Origin of the sequence: Bacillus sp. FSL K6-1218, from assembly GCF_038006445.1 — a bacterium.
Lineage (GTDB): Bacteria > Bacillota > Bacilli > Bacillales > Bacillaceae_G > Bacillus_A > Bacillus_A thuringiensis_S.
Map to the genome: position 1 here is coordinate 5097425 of NZ_JBBOVE010000001.1, position 17484 is coordinate 5114908.

A 17484-nucleotide genomic window follows, 5' to 3' on the forward strand; every position below is an offset into this window, starting at 1 on the left:
GTAAAACTGAATGAAACAGTTTTACTCTTTTTTCTATTACCTTATTTTATCATTCAGTCATTGAATAACCTCTACCATGTATCGTTTGAATATATCTGTCTTTCTTCTCGCACTTTAACTTTTTTCTTACATACCCAATATATAAATCTACTACATTTGGATTTACTACTACGTTATATCCCCAAACTTGATTCAAAAGCATTTCACGGCTCAATATTGTGTTTTTATTCTTGATTAAAAATACAAGTAAGTCGTACTCGCGCTTAGTAAGCGAGAGGTTTTCGCCACCCTTTTTCACAATATTGCTAGATGCATCAACAAAGAGATCTTTAAACTGAAAAAAATTCGTCTCATTTTGCTGGTTACAATCACTTCTCCTTAAAATAGCTTGAACCCTTGCTACTAATTCTTCTTTCGCAAATGGTTTTCTTATATAATCATCTGCTCCTGCTTGTAACCCTGCTACGCAATCCTTACTAGAAATATTGTCAGTCACAATAATGATCGGTGTCGTTTTAACAAGTCGTATTTGTCTGCAAATTTCCGGTCCCGATATACTTAATGAATCCCAATCTAATACGATAATATCCCAATCTTGTTCATATATTATATTTAAACCTTCGTTTTCATTGTGAAGTTTTAAAATGAAATAGCCTTCTTGCGTTAGACCGCTTACAATTTTCTTCGCTAAAGACCTTTCATTCTTAATTACTAACACCTGCCTCACCGATGGTTCACCTCTACTTCAATATAACTTATTTAGATAAAAAAATTATCCTGAAAAAACAATTTAAGATTTATAAATTTAAAATTCCTAAATAATCCATTAAAACAGCTTATTAGGAGAACTCTATATAATCTTACAATAGGTATGGATAAAAACACAAAACATATGAAGATTCGAATAAAGTGAAACTTTAATAAATACTCACCAATTGGGCGTTTACTAGTAGCTATAGTATCTACCTGTTTATCATCAATAACCATTTTTTATTCTCTGTTTCAGGGATACCGCCCCATCAACTTAAGTATTCTATACAACCACAAACAAAAAGAACCATAACCTCGCCAACCTGACAAAGTTATGGTTCATATCATACAAAATAAAAAAACCACCAAATATGTATTGGTGGAGACGGTGGGAGTCGAACCCACGTCCAAAAATATCGGCACTTAAGCTTCTACGAGTGTAGTCGATATATTAGCATTTCGCGAACTCTTCGGCCTATCGACAGGCTTCCAAGTTGCTAGTCTGATTGTTCTCTTCCTTCGCCCTCAGACGGCGAACTCCGGCGTAGTCCACTTAGTTTGAGTCCCTTACCCTACCACATGGACGATGGAGGGAGGAACCTTTAGTGCAATTAAGCAGCTAAAGAAAGATTGTTTTGTTTGCCAATTATAGGCTTTGACGTTTTAACGAGGCCGATCCCCTCGACTCGCAACCTAAGCTCGAACTATCCCTGTCGAATCCGTAACGTCCCCATGATAAAAATGGAGCATACGAAGAAAATATCGTGATAGCTACTAAGAGCTGTTTTTCAATGTGCAACAACCTTACATAAGTTATTATATCATACGCGCGCCGTTTTACAAATGTAAATATCTGTATTACATCTTTTGGCGATCACGGAACACGCGTGCAATTTCACGTTTCGCTTCTTTCTCTTTTAAATCGTGACGTTTATCATATTGTTTCTTACCTTTTGCTAAACCAAGTGCCATTTTTGCAAATCCATTTTTCAAATAGATTCTAAGTGGAACTAATGCGTAACCTGTTTCTTTTGCAGCACCCGCTAGCTTATCAATTTCTTTTTTATGAAGAAGTAATTTTCTCGTACGAAGTGGATCATGGTTGAAACGATTCCCTTGTTCGTATGTATTAATGTGCATATTATGAACCCATACTTCACCATTATGTATACGTGCAAACGCATCTTTCAAGTTCACGCGACCAGCGCGAATCGACTTAATTTCCGTTCCTTGAAGGACAAGCCCTGCTTCGTATGTTTCTTCGATGAAATAATCATGAAACGCTTTTTTATTTTGTGCAATAACCTTACCTGTACCTTTTGGCATATAACGTCCCTCCTCTATTTTTACTATTGTAACAAATGTTAATAAAAAGCGAAAGTGGCTCGTTCTCAAGCCACCAATAAAAAAAGAAAAGGCTCCGCTTTTCATCAAAGCGAAGCCATCCTTTTCTTACTTACGCTTTTTCTTTTTCTTCTTGAATCCTGGTACGTTTTCGAAGAATCCTTTTTTCTTCTTGCCATTACCATCTTTTTTCCCTGGCTGACTAGCAGACGTGGATGCTGTTGCTGATGCGGATCCTCTTCCTGTGCTTTTACCTTTGCCACCACGGTCAAACTTTCTACCTGTGCCACGTTCACCGCCGCGCTCATTACTGCGCTCGCTACGTCCACCGCGTTTCTTTCTGCCTGTTCTTGGCTGCTCGATAACGACTGGACGATCTTTGAACTTACGACGAGGTGTACCTTTCATGCCAACGATTTCAAAGTCGATTGCACGCTCATCTTTATTTACGTTAATAACACGAATTGTAATTTCGTCACCGATGCGGAATACGTTTCCTGTACGCTCTCCGATCATAGCGAAATGCTGCTCGTCATAACGGTAGTAATCATCCGTTAAGTAGCTAACGTGTACAAGACCTTCAATTGTATTTGGAAGCTCTACAAATAAACCGAAGTTTGTTACAGAGCTAATCATACCGTCATACTCTTCACCGATCTTATCAACCATATACTCTGCTTTTTTCATCTCATCTGTTTCACGCTCTGCTTCAACAGCACGGCGTTCCATATTAGAAGAGTGCTCTGCAATCTCAGGTAATTTTTCACGCCATTTTGCTTGCGTTTCATTGTCTACTTTACCATTAATAATGTATTCACGAATTAATCTATGAACGATTGTATCTGGGTAACGACGAATTGGTGATGTGAAATGTGTGTAGAACTCAGTTGATAAACCGAAATGCCCTAAACTATCCGCATCGTAACGAGCTTGCTTCATAGAACGAAGCATAACCGTTGAAATAACTACTTCTTCAGGCTGTCCTTGAACCATTTCAAGAATTTGTTGCAGCGCACGAGGGTGCACTTCATTCGCACGTCCTTTTACCGCATATCCGAAGTTCGTTACAAACTCGAAGAAACGCTCAAGCTTATCTTCTTTCGGATCTTCATGGACACGGTACATAAACGGTACGTTCATCCAGTGGAAGTGCTCTGCTACTGTTTCATTCGCAACAAGCATAAATTCTTCAATTAACTTCTCTGATACAGAACGATCGCGCATAACAACATCAGTCGGTTTTCCTTCTTCATCTACTAATACTTTCGCTTCTTTAAAGTCAAAGTCAATTGCACCACGGCGCATACGTTTTTCACGTAGAATTTGTGCCAATTGACCCATCTCTTTAAACATCGGTACTAATGGCTCATAACGCTTAATTAACTCTTCGTCCTCATCTTCTAAAATGCTTCTTACGTCAGCATACGTCATACGCTCTGTCGTTTTAATCACACTTTGGAAAATCTCGTGTTTAACAACATCACCTAAGTTGTTGATTTCCATTTCACAAGATAATGTCAGACGGTCTACTTTCGGATTTAATGAGCAAATACCGTTAGATAGACGATGTGGAATCATCGGAATTACACGGTCAACAAGATACACACTTGTCGCTCTTTCCGCTGCTTCTACATCAATTGGAGAACCTTCTTGAACGTAATGACTTACATCCGCAATGTGAACGCCAAGCTTGTAGTTACCGTTCTCAAGCTTCGTTACTGTAACAGCATCATCTAAGTCTTTCGCGTCTGCACCATCAATCGTTACGATCATTTGATCACGTAAATCACGACGATTCTTTAAATCTTCTTCTGAAATCGTTTCTGGTACACTGTTTGCATGCTCCATCACTTCTTCAGGGAATGCTAAAGGTAAATGATGTTTATGAATGACAGATAAAATATCTACTCCTGGATCATTTTTATGACCTAGAATTTGAATAACTTCACCTTCTGCACTTAAACGGTTTTCTGGGTAGCTCGTAATTTTCACAACTACCTTATGACCTTCTACAGCACCCATTGATGCACTTTTCAAGATAAAGATATCACTCGTCCAGCGCTTATTGTCAGGTATAACAAAGCCAAAGTTTTTCGATTCTGTATATGTACCAACAAGTTCTTTCGTTCCACGCTCTAAAATGCGTACAATTGAACCTTCTTGACGTGAACCGCTCGATTGAGAACTAAGGCGTGCTAATACTGTATCGCCATGAAGTGCACCGTTTAATTCTGTAGGCGGGATGAAAAGATCATCGTCTCCCGTTTTCTTCTCGTCTGGTACAACGAATGCAAAGCCACGTGCATGTCCAATTAACTTACCTCTTACTAAATTCATCTTTTCAGGAAGACCGTAACGGTTGCTACGTGTACGAATAACAAGCCCCTTCTCTTCCATCATTACAAGTGCCTTTACAAAATCTTTAAAGCCCTCAGAACCTTCAATTCCAAATGCCTCTTCTAACTCTTGTATCGTTAGCGGTTTATACGCTTCTTCTCTCATAAATAATAACAACTTATCAATATGTTCTTGTGTAATTTCTTCCAAGCAAAAATACCTCCTTTAAAACCTTATATTATTTAGTGTATCCGAAAGATAGGGGATGTATAAAGCGAAACTTCAATACTCCCCTTATGATTTTTACAGTTTTCACAAAAAATTCCTTATGAAAAAAAGAGGCAACTAGATCTTACCAATCTAGTTGCTCCAAGAAGTTATATACATCCTCATGTAGCTCGTCACGTTGTTTATCAAGTGTAATGACATGCGTAGAGTCTTCATACCATTTAATGTCTTTTAACGTAGATTCTACACCGTTATAAATAATGTTAGCACTATCTGTATTAATCATTTCGTCATGACGGGCTTGTACAACAAATGTTGGTGCATAAATCATATCCACATTGTTACGTACGTCAGCAATTAATTGTTGTAATGCTTTTAATGTATTCATCGGTGTCTTTTGGAATTCCAACATTTCTTGTTCGATTTGCTCTGGTGATTTTTGCTCACGCTTTTTATATTCGCGGGCATATGCCAATATACCTTGGTACATCGTTTCTTCGCTCTTAATATACATCGGTGCACACATTGGTACTACACCTAAAACCGGTACTGTATAACCTAATTTTAAAGAAAATACGCCGCCAAGTGACAATCCAACAACAGCAATTTTCTCAAAACCTTTATCTTTTAAAAGCTGATATGCCTCCGTTACATCTTGCCACCAATCTTCAGGCCCTGTATGAACAAGCTCTTCTGGTGGTACACCGTGCCCTTTATAAATTGGCGCATGACAAGTATAGCCTTTCTTTTCTAAGAAACGCCCTAACATACGTACATCAGCTGAGTTCCCTGTGAATCCATGTAGTAATAAAACAGCGCGGTCTCCACCCTCAAATGTAAATGGTTTCGGAGATGCTAATTTCATCATGTACTTCTCCTCTTTCTCTTCTGTAATCTAGTCGTATTCTTTCTATATCTAGTGTACCATATTTATATTTCTATAATCTAATTAGAAACATCTTTCAAATAGCAAAACAAAAAAAGAAGAACCATTAGTACATCTTACTAACGCTTCTTCTTTCAATTCTATAAGTTTAAGTACGTAACAGCAATTGTTAATACAAAGAACAATACAGCTAAAACGATTGTAATACGGTTTAATACCGCTTCAATTCCACGTGCTTTTTGCTTACCAAATAATTGCTCTGCACCGCCTGAAATTGCACCTGAAAGGCCTGAGCTATTACTAGACTGCATAAGTACCATAACAATCATTAAAATCGATACAGTAATAAGTAAAACGGATAATAACGTATGCACTTGGCGTACCTCCTACAAAGATTCAGTTATTGTAACTGTAGCATAAATCCTATAGAAAAGCGAGAGCTATAGAGTCGCTCTCGCTTTTCTTCTATTACATAAACATCATTGCAAATAACGGTCCAAGTAAACATGTCAAAATTGCTGTTAATGTCATTGTTACCGATCCAATAACACCTTCATGTTCGTTATTTTTCATCGCTCTCATAACGCCCATAATATGAGAAGCACATCCAAATCCGATACCTTTACCAACTGAGTTTGTAACACGGCTCCATTTTAATAAGAGAGGTCCTGTAATCGTTCCAGTAATACCTGCGATAACAACGAAAGCTGCTGTTAAGGAAGGTACACCACCAACTTGTTCAGAAACGCTCATCGCAACTGGCATTGTCACCGATTTTGGTAAAGACGATAAGATTAAGCTTTTATCTGTTCCCATAAGTGAAGCAATGGCAAAATCACTAGCGATTGCAACTGTTGTACCTACTAATACCCCGCCGGCAATCGGTACAACATATTTTTGCAGAATATGACGTTGTTTATAAAGAGGAATTGCAAATGCTACAACACCGGGTCCAAGTAGCTTTGCAATCCAGCCACCACCACTTTCCATATAATGTTGATATGGTATATCAAGCACGATAAATAGGAAAGCCATTAATCCTGTTGCTACAAGCATTGGAATGGTGAATGGTGTTGGAAATAATTTATAGATTTTTTTAGATAATTGATATAATAGCACCGTAAAAAGAACCCAACCGATTCCGATTAATATTTGGCTCATCACGACTCTCTTTCCTTCCTATTCGCAAGATATTGTCCTGTATGTCCTGCGACAATAATAATTAAAAATGTACTCGCTACAACTGTAATGAAAAGAGAAATTCCTTTACTCATAAAAAAAGCACCGTAATTCATTAAGCCAAGCGTTGGCGGAATTAATAAAAACGGCATAATAGCAACGAGTGTTTCTGCTCCTAAATCGAACCATTTCACTGGAAGAACTTTTAGGCTAAGTAAAACAAGTAAGAGGAACATCCCAATCAAACTTCCTGGAATTGGAATATTTAGCATTTCTTGCACCCAAGTTCCAACCATGTAAAACACGTAAAGAGCAGCAATTTGGACAAGAATCTTTGTAAATTTCATGTTCATCATCCCTCATGTTTATACGATCTTCTGTTAATATCTTTATCATAGTATAAATTGTAAAAAGCTGCAATTTATCAACTTGACAGCAAAAACAGCCTATGTTATACGCTTACAACCTTGATATGACTGCATTTCCAAACAGAAATTACGTCAAAAACCTTGACCTAATATAAAAAGTTTTTATTTTCTGAATTTATAAGACTATTATTTCAATAAAATAATCTTTTTATCCTTAAGCTTACATATATATAAAGTGAAACTTTAATCCATGAGGATTCCCACATCCATACTGATTGTTAGCCCTCATCAAGCGGGTTTGTACGGGATAAACAAGATAGGTGGTGAACATATGCCCAAAAAAGTTCTCATTTTTTGTGATCCTGGGATTGATGATACGATGGCTCTGCTCTTAGCTTTCTTTATTGATGAAATAGAAATTATCGGTATTGTTGCTGATTACGGCAATGTCCCGAAAAAAATGGCCGTACAAAATGCTCATCTTTTTAATAACGAAACAAAGAATAGAAATATCAAGATATTCGGTGGTTCAGAACGTCCTCTTACTGGTGCCCCACCTGCATTTTTTACGGATGTACATGGGAAACAGGGGCTTGGGCCAATTATTCCAAAGGTGAATGTGACTAACGGAGAAATGGAGAATTTTTTTGAAGTTATTCCTCTTATTGAGCAGTATAAAGATGAATTAATCATTGTAAGTTTAGGAAGACTTACCTCCCTAGCAATTTTATTCATCGTATGTAAACAGTTAATGAAGCAAGTTAAATCTTACTACGTAATGGGCGGTGCCTTTTTACACCCTGGTAATGTTACCCCTATTTCCGAAGCAAACTTTTATGGCGATCCTACTGCTGCTAATATAGTCCTCCAATCTACAGCTAACATGTACATATACCCATTAAACGTCACCCAATATTCCGTCATTACACCCGAGATGGCGGAGTATATTGAAACAAAAGGAAAAGCCCCACTTGTCAAACCTTTATTCGATCATTATTACTACGGATATTATAAAGACGCCCTACCACATTTAAAGGGTAGCCCCTTCCATGACACAATGCCAATACTCGCTTTACTTGATAACTCTATGTTTACCTATCACAAATCACCTATCGTTGTCATGACAGAATCCTATGCGCAGGGGGCAAGCATTGGAGAATTTCGCTCTTTAGGAGAATCTAAGCCATTTATTGATTGGCCGAGTCATCAAATAGCAATTGATTTTGATTATAACCGCTTCTTCAAACATTTCATGTCACTTATGACTGGTGAACAATTTTAGCATAAAAAAACAGACCGAGATTTCTCACGGTCTGTCGTTATTTTCTACAATTATCGTTTGATGTTATAGAAAGATTTGATACCATCGTAAACAGCGATTTCGCCTAGTTCGTCTTCGATGCGTAATAATTGGTTGTACTTAGCAATACGGTCAGTACGGCTCATAGAACCAGTTTTGATTTGGCCAGCGTTAGTTGCAACTGCGATGTCAGCGATTGTAGCATCTTCAGTTTCACCAGAACGGTGAGATACAACTGCTGTGTAACCAGCACGTTTAGCCATTTCGATAGCTTCGAAAGTCTCAGTTAAAGTACCGATTTGGTTAACTTTAATTAAGATTGAGTTAGAGATACCTTTTTCGATACCTTCAGCAAGTTTTTGAGTGTTAGTTACGAATAAATCGTCACCAACTAATTGTACTTTATCACCGATACGCTCAGTTAATAATTTGTGACCATCCCAGTCGTTTTCGTCTAAACCATCTTCGATAGAGATGATTGGGAAGTCTTTGCAAAGCTCTTCGTAGAAATCAACCATTTCTGCAGAAGTTAAGCCAGTACGGCCTTCGCCTGCAAGGTCATATTTACCAGTTTCTTTGTTGTAGAACTCAGAAGAAGCAACGTCCATTCCTAAGAATACGTTCTCGCCAGCTTTGTAACCAGCTTTTTCGATAGCTTCGATGATTACTTCTAAAGCTTCACGGTTAGAACCAAGGTTTGGAGCGAATCCACCTTCGTCACCTACTGCAGTGTTAAGACCTTTGTCATGTAATACAGCTTTAAGTGCATGGAATACTTCAGCACCCATACGGATTGATTCTTTGAATGTTGGAGCACCAACTGGTAAGATCATGAACTCTTGGAAGTCAACGTTGTTATCAGCGTGAGAACCACCGTTGATGATGTTCATCATTGGAGTTGGTAATTGTTTTGCATTGAATCCACCAAGGTAACGGTATAATGGAAGACCTACGAAGTCAGCTGCTGCGTGAGCTACTGCCATAGATACACCAAGGATAGCGTTAGCGCCTAGTTTACCTTTGTTTGGAGTGCCATCTAATTCGATCATAGCACGGTCAATACCAGCTTGGTCAGTTACATCGAAACCAGCGATTTCTGGAGCGATAATTTCATTAACGTTGTTTACTGCGTTAACAACACCTTTACCAAGGTAACGAGATTTGTCACCGTCACGTAATTCTACTGCTTCGTGCTCACCAGTAGATGCACCACTTGGTACGATAGCGCGTCCGAAAGCACCGCTTTCTGTGTAAACTTCTACTTCTACAGTTGGGTTACCACGAGAGTCAAGGACTTCGCGAGCATAAACATCAATAATTGTTGACATAATAAATTCTCTCCTTTTTATATAAGCAAATTATTTAATAATTGTTTTACCTGTCATTTCTTTCGGTTGTTCCACATTTAAAAGTGTAAGCATTGTTGGAGCGATATCTCCTAAAATACCACCTTCACGAAGCTCTACATCATTTTTTGTAACGATGAAAGGAACCGGGTTAGTTGTATGAGCTGTCATCGGCTCGCCATCAGCAGTTAACTCCTGATCGGCATTACCATGGTCAGCAGTAATAAGTGCTACACCATCTTTTGCAAGAATCGCTTCTACAACTTTTCCTAAACATTCGTCAGTTGCTTCTACTGCTTTAATCGTTGGTTCCATCATCCCAGAATGGCCAACCATATCACAGTTTGCAAAGTTAAGAATGATAACATCATGTTTATCATTTTCGATTTCATTTACTAAAGCGTCCGTTACTTCGTAAATGCTCATTTCAGGTTTCAAGTCATACGTTGCAACCTTCGGTGAGTTAATTAAGATACGCTCTTCTCCTGGGAATTCAGCCTCACGACCACCGCTAAAGAAGAATGTAACGTGCGGATACTTTTCAGTTTCCGCGATGCGAAGTTGCTTTAATCCCGCTTGCGCAACAACTTCACCTAAAGTGTTATCAAGGTTCATTGGCTTGAATGCCACGTAACCATTTACAGTTTCACTGAAGTGTGTCATACATACGAATTCTGGAATGTGAGGTACTTTTTCACCACGATCGAACTCACGGAAGTCTTCGTTTGTAAATACACGAGCAATTTGAATTGCACGGTCTGGACGGAAGTTATAGAAGATAACTGCATCATCATCATTGATTGTTGCAACTGGCGTGTTATCTTCGTTAACAATTACAGACGGCAATACGAATTCATCATAGATACCGTTCGCATAAGAGTCTTCTACACACTCTTCTGCTGATTTATAAGTAGGGCCTTCACCATTCACCATAGCACTGTAACATTTTTCTACGCGATCCCAACGCTTGTCACGGTCCATGGAGTAATAACGACCAGAGATAGTCGCGAATTGTCCTACTCCTGTTTCTTTAATTACTTCATTTGTTGCATCGATATAACCTTTTGCTGTTTGTGGTCCAACATCGCGGCCGTCTAAGAACGCATGGATATAAACTTTCTCCACACCTTCTTTTGCTGCTAAGCGAAGAAGAGCAAACATATGGTTCATGTGACTATGCACACCACCATCAGAAAGTAAACCGAATAAATGAAGAGCAGTACCTTTTTCTTTTACGCTTTTAATTGCATTTTGGAATGTTTCGTTCTGATCGAACTCACCTTCACGAATTGCAACGTTTACGCGTGTTAAGCTTTGATATACTATGCGGCCAGCACCAATATTTAAGTGACCAACCTCAGAGTTACCCATTTGACCTTCTGGAAGACCTACTTCCTCACCACAAGCTGTAAGCGTTGTATGAGGGAATTTGTTCCAGTAACCATCAAAATTAGGTTTCTTAGCTTGCGCTACAGCATTCCCGTGAGTTTCTTCACGAAGTCCGAAACCGTCAAGGATGATTAAAGCTGTTGGCTTTCTCATTTTACCGCCCCCAGAAGACCTAAGAACGAAGCAGGCTCTAAGCTAGCACCGCCAACTAAAGCGCCGTCGATGTCAGATTGTGCCATATACTCTTTAATGTTTTCTGGTTTTACGCTACCGCCGTATTGAATACGAACAGCTTCTGCAGCTTCTGGAGAAACAGCTTCTGCAACAACTTTACGGATGTGCGCACATACTTCATTTGCATCTGCAGAAGAAGAAGATTTACCTGTACCGATAGCCCAGATAGGCTCATAAGCGATAACAGTTGCTTTAACTTGCTCTTCTGTTAAACCTGCAAGTGCTTTTGTCACTTGACCTGCTACTAGATCAAATGTTTTTCCGCTTTCGCGCTCTTCTAAAGTCTCACCACAACATACGATTGGTGTTAAACCATGTTCAAATGCTGCTAGAGTCTTTTTGTTTACTGATTCATCTGTTTCAGCAAACATTTCACGACGCTCAGAGTGGCCAAGTACTACGTAGCCTACTTTTAAGTCGCTAAGTGCTACTGGGCTAATTTCACCAGTGAATGCACCATTTTTTTCGAAGTGCATGTTTTGTGCACCTACTTGTAAATCAGTTCCTTCAGTTGCTGCTACAAGGCGCTCTAAGAATAGAGCTGGAGAGCAAACTACTGCATCAACAGCTGAAGCTGCTGGGATTTGACCTTTAACTTCCTCTACGAAGCTAACTGCTTCAGATAGAGTTTTATTCATTTTCCAGTTACCTGCGATAATTGGTTTACGCATGCTTTGCACCGTCCTTTTTCTTTGGCTGCTACTTATTTGTCGTTAAGACAAACTACACCTGGAAGCTCTTTACCTTCCATGAATTCTAATGACGCACCGCCGCCAGTAGAAATGTGGCTCATTTTATCAGCCATACCGAATTTTTCAACAGCTGCTGCAGAGTCACCACCGCCGATAACAGAGTATGTATCTTCTGCATCTGCTAATGCTTGTCCTACTGCTTTTGTACCTTCTGCGAATGGAGTCATTTCGAATACACCCATTGGTCCATTCCATACAACAAGCTTAGAGTTTTTAATTACATCTGCATAAATTTCACGTGTTTTAGGACCGATGTCTACGCCTTCCCAGTTAGAAGGGATAGAGTCGATACCAACGATTTGAGTTGTTGCAGTTTCAGAGAATTCCTCAGTGATTACAACATCAACTGGCATGTAGAAGTTTACGCCTTTTTCTTTTGCAAGTTGCATAAATTCTTTAGCTAGTTCAATCTTGTCGTCTTCACATAGAGATAGACCAATTTCATGACCTAAAGCTTTAACGAACGTGTAAGCAAGTCCGCCACCGATGATTAAGTTATCTACTTTGTCTAATAGATGACGAATTACACCGATTTTATCTTTTACTTTCGCACCACCAATAATAGCTGTAAATGGACGTTCTGGGTTAGAAAGTGCTTTACCTAATACATCTAACTCTTTTTCCATTAATAGACCAGATACTGCTGGTAGGTAGTCTGCGATACCTGCTGTAGAAGCGTGAGCACGGTGAGCTGCACCGAATGCATCGTTTACGAAGATGTCAGCAAGTGCTGCAAATTCTTTCGCAAGTTCTGCATCGTTCTTTTCTTCGCCCGCATAGAAACGTACGTTTTCAAGAACTAATACGTCGCCTTCGTTCATTGCTGCAACCATTTCTTGTGCAACTGGTCCGAATGCTTCGTCTGCTTTTTTAACATCTTTACCAAGAAGCTCGCCTAAACGTGCTGCTACTGGAGTAAGACGTAATTCTTCTACCGCTTGACCTTTTGGACGGCCTAAGTGGCTTGCTAAAATAACTTTCGCACCTTGCTCTACTAAATATTGAATTGTAGGAAGAGCTGCACGGATACGAGTTTCATCTGTAATTTTGCCTTCTTTCATAGGTACGTTGAAATCAACGCGGCAAAATACACGCTTACCTTTTAAATCTACGTCACGAATTGATTTTTTGTTCATTGGATTTCCCTCCGACTACTAGTTAGGATTGACAAAACCCATTCAAAAGCTTAACACATTTGCTTTTAAAACGAAAGAAGAGAGAGAGGGAACAAACCCTCTCCCTCGTTTTGTCATTGATTGCTTATATAATTAAGAATTAAAGACCTTTAGAAGTCATGTAAGCTGCTAAGTCTACTACGCGGTTAGAGTAACCAGTTTCGTTATCGTACCAAGAAAGTACTTTAACCATGTTACCTTCCATTACCATTGTAGATAATGCATCGATTGTAGAAGAAGCTGTACATCCGTTATAGTCGATAGATACTAATGGCTCTTCGCTGTATCCAAGGATACCTTTTAATTCGCCTTCAGCTGCTGCTTTGAATGCTGCGTTTACATCTTCAACTGTTACTTCTTTGTCAAGTTCAACAACTAAGTCAACAAGAGAAACGTTAGCAGTTGGAACACGTACAGCGCCACCGTTTAATTTACCTTTAAGTTCTGGTAATACTAATGCTACAGCTTTAGCTGCACCAGTAGATGTTGGGATCATGTTTTCAGCTGCTGCACGAGCACGACGTAAATCTTTGTGTGGTAAGTCTAAGATTTGTTGGTCGTTAGTGTAAGAGTGAATTGTTGTCATCATTCCGCGTTTTACGCCGAATTTTTCGTTTAATACTTTAGCGAATGGAGCTAGACAGTTTGTAGTACAAGAAGCGTTAGATACTACGTTGTGGTTAGCTGCATCGTATTGTTCGTGGTTAACACCCATAACTACAGTGATATCTTCGTCAGAAGCTGGAGCTGAGATGATAACTTTCTTAACTGATCCACCTAAGTGTTTTTCAGCGTCTGATTTTTTAGTGAAACGGCCAGTAGATTCTACTACTACTTCTACTCCGTAGTCGCTCCATGGTAATTGAGCTGGGTCACGCTCAGCGATAACTTTAATTTCTTTACCGTTAACAACGATGCTGTTTTCGTTAGCAGATACTTCTGCATTTAAAGTTCCGTGAACTGTGTCATATTTTAAAAGGTGAGCTAATGTTTTAGCATCTGTTAAGTCGTTGATTGCTACTACTTCTACCTCAGAGTTGTTAAGAGCTGCGCGGAATACGTTACGTCCGATACGTCCAAATCCATTAATACCAATTTTAGTCATTTGAATTTCCTCCTTGGGGGATTATATTAAAGGGTAAAACCCTTTGTTAACTGTTTTGCTGCACCTTCATCTGTAATTAGAATTGAAGTGTGCCCTTGTTTAATTACAGCCTGTATTGCTTTTGCCTTTGAAGAACCTCCAGCGACTGCAACAACGTGAGATACATTTTGTAAATCCTCAAGTTGCATACCAACTGTTCTTACTTTATGAACAACATTTCCTTCTTCATTAAAGTAGTAACCGAAAGCTTCGCCAACTGCTTCGCTTGCCTGAATCTTTAACCAATCTGCTTCTGAAGTACTTCTGCGACGTGCCATTGTTAACGCATCACCTATTCCATGAATGACGATATTGGAAGATCGAATCAACTCAAGAACTTCTTTCACGGAAGGCTCTGTCACAATAGACGCATATGCTTCGCTACTAACATGGTCTGGAACATACAATAAGCGATAATTACTCATCGTATTTTGCGCCATCTTGGCACAAATGGTATTGGCTTCTAATTCAACACCTTCTCCAATTCCACCACGTGCTGGGACAAATAGCATATGTAAATCTTTGCAATCAAGTTGCATCATGTCCGCAGCAGCAGCTAGCGTAGTTCCTCCAGCCACAGCAACGATATTATTCGCTGTCAGACGGTCTTTTATACAAGTCACACAAGCACGGCCCATCTCCAGTTTGACCCAAGGTGATTCATCACTATCACCAGGGACAACGAAAACTTCATCCAAGTCTAATGTTTCCTTAAGTTGTTTTTCTAAAACCTTTAACCCGGAAATTTCTTTCATAAAGTCTTCCAAAGCAAGAACTAAAGCTGTTCCTTCTTCTGTCAAAGTCATTCCAGAAGAAGCGACGTGAACTAAGTTTTGTTCTTTCAAAACTTGAACTTCACTTCGCAATACTCGTTCTGTCATACCGAGGCTTGCTGATAAGTTTCTTCTTCCAATCGGCTGCATGAGCCTAATGTATTGAAGAATTTGCATTCTCGTTTGCATAACAGGTAGCAGATCAGGTAATAATTTTTTTGTGTTCTGAATCCATGAGCGCATATCTTTTCTCCTCACTACATTGGTTCATTTTCCCTCGGTGGTCACTTTACGTCCCGTAGTGACATTTTGCGTCCCACGTGGGTTAAAAAAATAATCCCTGCTACGTGTATTATTGTAACAGGAGATAGAAACTTATTCAACTCTTAACTGCATTCTTTATATAGTTTATTATGACACCTTTGTGAATGTTACCATATTCTACTTGTTTTCCGTCTATTTCTACAACCGGAATCATTAAGTGATATTTTTCTAAAAGGTCATGATCTTCATATATATCTATTTCCTCAATTTGAAAAGAATATTCACATTGTACTTCCTGCAAAACTTGTTTCGCCTGCACGCAAAGACCACAATCCTTTTTTGTATACAGCACAACTTTCATCTTCTTCACCTATCCGATTGTTTTTCGCAATGACGAAGCTGGGATATGCATTTGTTCTCTATACTTCGCCACCGTTCTTCGAGAAATAACAATTTCATGCTCTTCTTCTAATAATTTTGAAATCTTTTGATCTGAGAGTGGCTTTTTCTTATTCTCTGCTTCCACAAGCGTTTGAATAAACTGTTTCACTCGCTTCGTTGAAACTGCCTCATCCTCTGTCGTCGAAACTGCATTACTAAAGAACGATTTCATCTCAAATAAACCGTGTGGCGTTTGCACATACTTATTTCTTGTTGCACGACTAATCGTAGACTCATGCACACTTAGCTCTTCCGCCACCTCTTTTAAAGCGAGCGGCTTTAAATACGCTGGACCTTCCCAAAAGAAATCACGTTGTTTTTCCATAATAATCGTCATCACTTGCAGAAGTGTTTGTTTTCTCTGTTTCAAACTGCGCATAATCCATTGCACATGCTGATACTTTTCTGAAACGTAAGACGCTACTTCACTTTCACTATTATTAAGAAGCGCACTGTACTCAGAGTGAATTTCAATTCTCGGCATATTTCTCTCATTCATCTGTAAAACGAGGCGATCGCCTTCTTTTTTCACTGCCATGTCAGGCACAATATACAGTGGTTTATCCGAAGAATACGCAAGGCCCGGTTTCGGCTGCAATGATGTAATACAGTTCACCGCCGATTGTAATTCTTCATTACTACACTTCAGCACATGAACGAGCTTTCGCCAATCCTTCTTCACGAAATAAGCAAAGTGCTCCTCTACAACATCTTCCGCTAATCCATTTCTTCTTTGTAAGCGCTTCAATTGTAAGGTTAAACATTCCTGAATATTACGCGCTCCTACCCCTGCTGGCTCAAGTGATTGGACAATCTCTACAGAGCGATCGACTACATGAATATGCGCAGAAAGGAGATCTGCTAATTCTTCATTCGTTTCTTGTAAATACCCATTTCCATCCATGTTCATAATAATGAAAGAAGCTATTTTTCGCTCTTCTTCTTCTATTTTATAATACTGTATTTGATTTAATAAATGTTGCTGAATCGTTGTAGAATCCACACTGTAGATTTCCATCTGATTCTCGACTTGTTTGCTGGTACTTTTACTGTTGTTAGAGCTCTTCTTCTTCTCCCTCTCAAAACCACCTAACTCAATAAGGGGATTCTCTAACGATTGCTCATACAAAAACTCCGATAATTCTTGTACATTATACTGAAGCATTGTAATCGCTTGCCTTAACTCTTGTGTCATTGCCAAACGTAAGCTTTGTTCTTGTAAAAGACTTGCCTTCAAACTAATCTCCCCCTTGTTTCTATTGTACAATAAGTTTGGTAAAAGGAGAATCCTCACGCAGACGCCCATTCCAAAATATTATTAATTTATATGTATTAATGATATTTACAACTTACAACCGAAATTTGAATAATATTGAAAGAAAATAATAAAGTGAAACTTTAATCAACCCTCACCAATCGGGCTTTTACGGGTAGACGCCCCCCACCTAACTTCTTTGCTTCCGCTGAATTTTGAGGTGGGGGTCTTACTGCCCGTTAATGCGGGATAAACTCATGTTTTGTCACCACATACTAATAGTAACTCTTAATTTTATATATAACAACATTAAATTTAT

General features: G+C 39.0%; 16 protein-coding genes and 1 other RNA gene. 1 reads left to right on the top strand and 16 read right to left on the bottom strand.

Going from position 1 to position 17484, the window contains the following annotated elements:
* Positions 1 to 49: 49 nt before the first annotated feature.
* The 8 genes from MHI26_RS26235 to MHI26_RS26270 form a co-directional block, all read right to left on the bottom strand.
* Positions 50 to 727 carry a response regulator transcription factor gene (locus tag MHI26_RS26235; RefSeq protein WP_001250261.1) on the bottom strand — a complete coding sequence of 226 codons (678 nt, stop codon included), beginning with the start codon at positions 725 to 727 and terminating at the stop codon, positions 50 to 52.
* A gap of 400 nt (positions 728 to 1127) precedes the next feature.
* Positions 1128 to 1482: a transfer-messenger RNA gene (ssrA, locus tag MHI26_RS26240) on the bottom strand.
* A 126-nt stretch (positions 1483 to 1608) separates the two neighbouring features.
* Positions 1609 to 2076, bottom strand: coding sequence for an SsrA-binding protein (smpB, locus tag MHI26_RS26245; RefSeq protein ID WP_001123917.1), 468 nt, complete (start codon positions 2074 to 2076; stop codon positions 1609 to 1611).
* 126 nt (positions 2077 to 2202) lie between these two features.
* Entirely contained in the window at positions 2203 to 4641 is a 2439-nt protein-coding gene (rnr, locus tag MHI26_RS26250; protein ID WP_000391342.1) for a ribonuclease R, read from the bottom strand.
* Positions 4642 to 4783: 142 nt separating this feature from the next.
* The gene (estA, locus tag MHI26_RS26255; protein ID WP_000761976.1) at positions 4784 to 5524 is read right to left on the bottom strand and encodes a carboxylesterase; all 741 of its coding nucleotides are present in this window, start codon (positions 5522 to 5524) and stop codon (positions 4784 to 4786) included.
* A gap of 161 nt (positions 5525 to 5685) precedes the next feature.
* Complete coding sequence (gene secG / locus MHI26_RS26260) at positions 5686 to 5919, bottom strand: preprotein translocase subunit SecG (protein ID WP_000557266.1); 234 nt, start codon at positions 5917 to 5919, stop codon at positions 5686 to 5688.
* A 94-nt stretch (positions 5920 to 6013) separates the two neighbouring features.
* Positions 6014 to 6706 (bottom strand): LrgB family protein, encoded by a 693-nt coding sequence (locus tag MHI26_RS26265; protein ID WP_000078303.1) that lies wholly within the window; start codon positions 6704 to 6706, stop codon positions 6014 to 6016.
* Positions 6706 to 7071 carry a CidA/LrgA family holin-like protein gene (locus tag MHI26_RS26270; RefSeq protein ID WP_000673221.1) on the bottom strand — a complete coding sequence of 122 codons (366 nt, stop codon included), beginning with the start codon at positions 7069 to 7071 and terminating at the stop codon, positions 6706 to 6708. The genes MHI26_RS26265 and MHI26_RS26270 overlap by 1 nt, the downstream gene beginning before the upstream one ends.
* A gap of 352 nt (positions 7072 to 7423) precedes the next feature.
* Between MHI26_RS26270 and MHI26_RS26275 the strand changes: the two genes are divergently transcribed.
* A complete protein-coding gene (locus MHI26_RS26275) occupies positions 7424 to 8374 on the top strand; it encodes a nucleoside hydrolase (RefSeq protein ID WP_061666151.1) in 951 nt (316 codons plus the stop codon).
* Between the two features lie 50 nt (positions 8375 to 8424).
* Here MHI26_RS26275 and eno read toward each other — a convergent pair whose 3' ends face one another.
* From eno to rpoN, 8 genes are all read right to left on the bottom strand, one after another.
* Positions 8425 to 9720: a phosphopyruvate hydratase gene (eno, locus tag MHI26_RS26280; protein WP_000103951.1), complete on the bottom strand. Its 1296-nt coding sequence runs from the start codon at positions 9718 to 9720 to the stop codon at positions 8425 to 8427.
* A 30-nt stretch (positions 9721 to 9750) separates the two neighbouring features.
* The gene (gene gpmI / locus MHI26_RS26285) at positions 9751 to 11280 is read right to left on the bottom strand and encodes a 2,3-bisphosphoglycerate-independent phosphoglycerate mutase (protein WP_061666152.1); all 1530 of its coding nucleotides are present in this window, start codon (positions 11278 to 11280) and stop codon (positions 9751 to 9753) included.
* A complete protein-coding gene (gene tpiA, locus MHI26_RS26290) occupies positions 11277 to 12032 on the bottom strand; it encodes a triose-phosphate isomerase (protein ID WP_001231042.1) in 756 nt (251 codons plus the stop codon). The genes gpmI and tpiA overlap by 4 nt, the downstream gene beginning before the upstream one ends.
* A gap of 32 nt (positions 12033 to 12064) precedes the next feature.
* Positions 12065 to 13249: a phosphoglycerate kinase gene (locus MHI26_RS26295; protein ID WP_001036332.1), complete on the bottom strand. Its 1185-nt coding sequence runs from the start codon at positions 13247 to 13249 to the stop codon at positions 12065 to 12067.
* 139 nt (positions 13250 to 13388) lie between these two features.
* Positions 13389 to 14393 (bottom strand): type I glyceraldehyde-3-phosphate dehydrogenase, encoded by a 1005-nt coding sequence (gene gap, locus MHI26_RS26300; RefSeq protein WP_000161234.1) that lies wholly within the window; start codon positions 14391 to 14393, stop codon positions 13389 to 13391.
* Between the two features lie 26 nt (positions 14394 to 14419).
* A complete protein-coding gene (gene cggR, locus MHI26_RS26305) occupies positions 14420 to 15448 on the bottom strand; it encodes a gapA transcriptional regulator CggR (protein ID WP_001258185.1) in 1029 nt (342 codons plus the stop codon).
* A 136-nt stretch (positions 15449 to 15584) separates the two neighbouring features.
* Positions 15585 to 15830 (bottom strand): glutaredoxin family protein, encoded by a 246-nt coding sequence (locus MHI26_RS26310; RefSeq protein ID WP_000869733.1) that lies wholly within the window; start codon positions 15828 to 15830, stop codon positions 15585 to 15587.
* Positions 15831 to 15839: 9 nt separating this feature from the next.
* Positions 15840 to 17147, bottom strand: a complete 1308-nt coding sequence (rpoN, locus tag MHI26_RS26315; protein WP_061666153.1) for an RNA polymerase factor sigma-54 — start codon at positions 17145 to 17147, stop codon at positions 15840 to 15842.
* Between the last annotated feature and the right edge of the window lie 337 nt (positions 17148 to 17484).

What these genes read in the sequence shown, in the direction of transcription:
- smpB (WP_001123917.1), bottom strand. Translation starts at nt 2,076, where the DNA reads ATGCCAAAAGGTACAGGTAAGGTTATTGCACAAAATAAAAAAGCGTTT.
- estA (WP_000761976.1), bottom strand. Translation starts at nt 5,524, where the DNA reads ATGAAATTAGCATCTCCGAAACCATTTACATTTGAGGGTGGAGACCGC.
- MHI26_RS26265 (WP_000078303.1), bottom strand. Translation starts at nt 6,706, where the DNA reads ATGAGCCAAATATTAATCGGAATCGGTTGGGTTCTTTTTACGGTGCTA.
- MHI26_RS26270 (WP_000673221.1), bottom strand. Translation starts at nt 7,071, where the DNA reads ATGAAATTTACAAAGATTCTTGTCCAAATTGCTGCTCTTTACGTGTTT.
- MHI26_RS26275 (WP_061666151.1), top strand. Translation starts at nt 7,424, where the DNA reads ATGCCCAAAAAAGTTCTCATTTTTTGTGATCCTGGGATTGATGATACG.
- eno (WP_000103951.1), bottom strand. Translation starts at nt 9,720, where the DNA reads ATGTCAACAATTATTGATGTTTATGCTCGCGAAGTCCTTGACTCTCGT.
- gpmI (WP_061666152.1), bottom strand. Translation starts at nt 11,280, where the DNA reads ATGAGAAAGCCAACAGCTTTAATCATCCTTGACGGTTTCGGACTTCGT.
- tpiA (WP_001231042.1), bottom strand. Translation starts at nt 12,032, where the DNA reads ATGCGTAAACCAATTATCGCAGGTAACTGGAAAATGAATAAAACTCTA.
- MHI26_RS26295 (WP_001036332.1), bottom strand. Translation starts at nt 13,249, where the DNA reads ATGAACAAAAAATCAATTCGTGACGTAGATTTAAAAGGTAAGCGTGTA.
- gap (WP_000161234.1), bottom strand. Translation starts at nt 14,393, where the DNA reads ATGACTAAAATTGGTATTAATGGATTTGGACGTATCGGACGTAACGTA.
- cggR (WP_001258185.1), bottom strand. Translation starts at nt 15,448, where the DNA reads ATGCGCTCATGGATTCAGAACACAAAAAAATTATTACCTGATCTGCTA.
- MHI26_RS26310 (WP_000869733.1), bottom strand. Translation starts at nt 15,830, where the DNA reads ATGAAAGTTGTGCTGTATACAAAAAAGGATTGTGGTCTTTGCGTGCAG.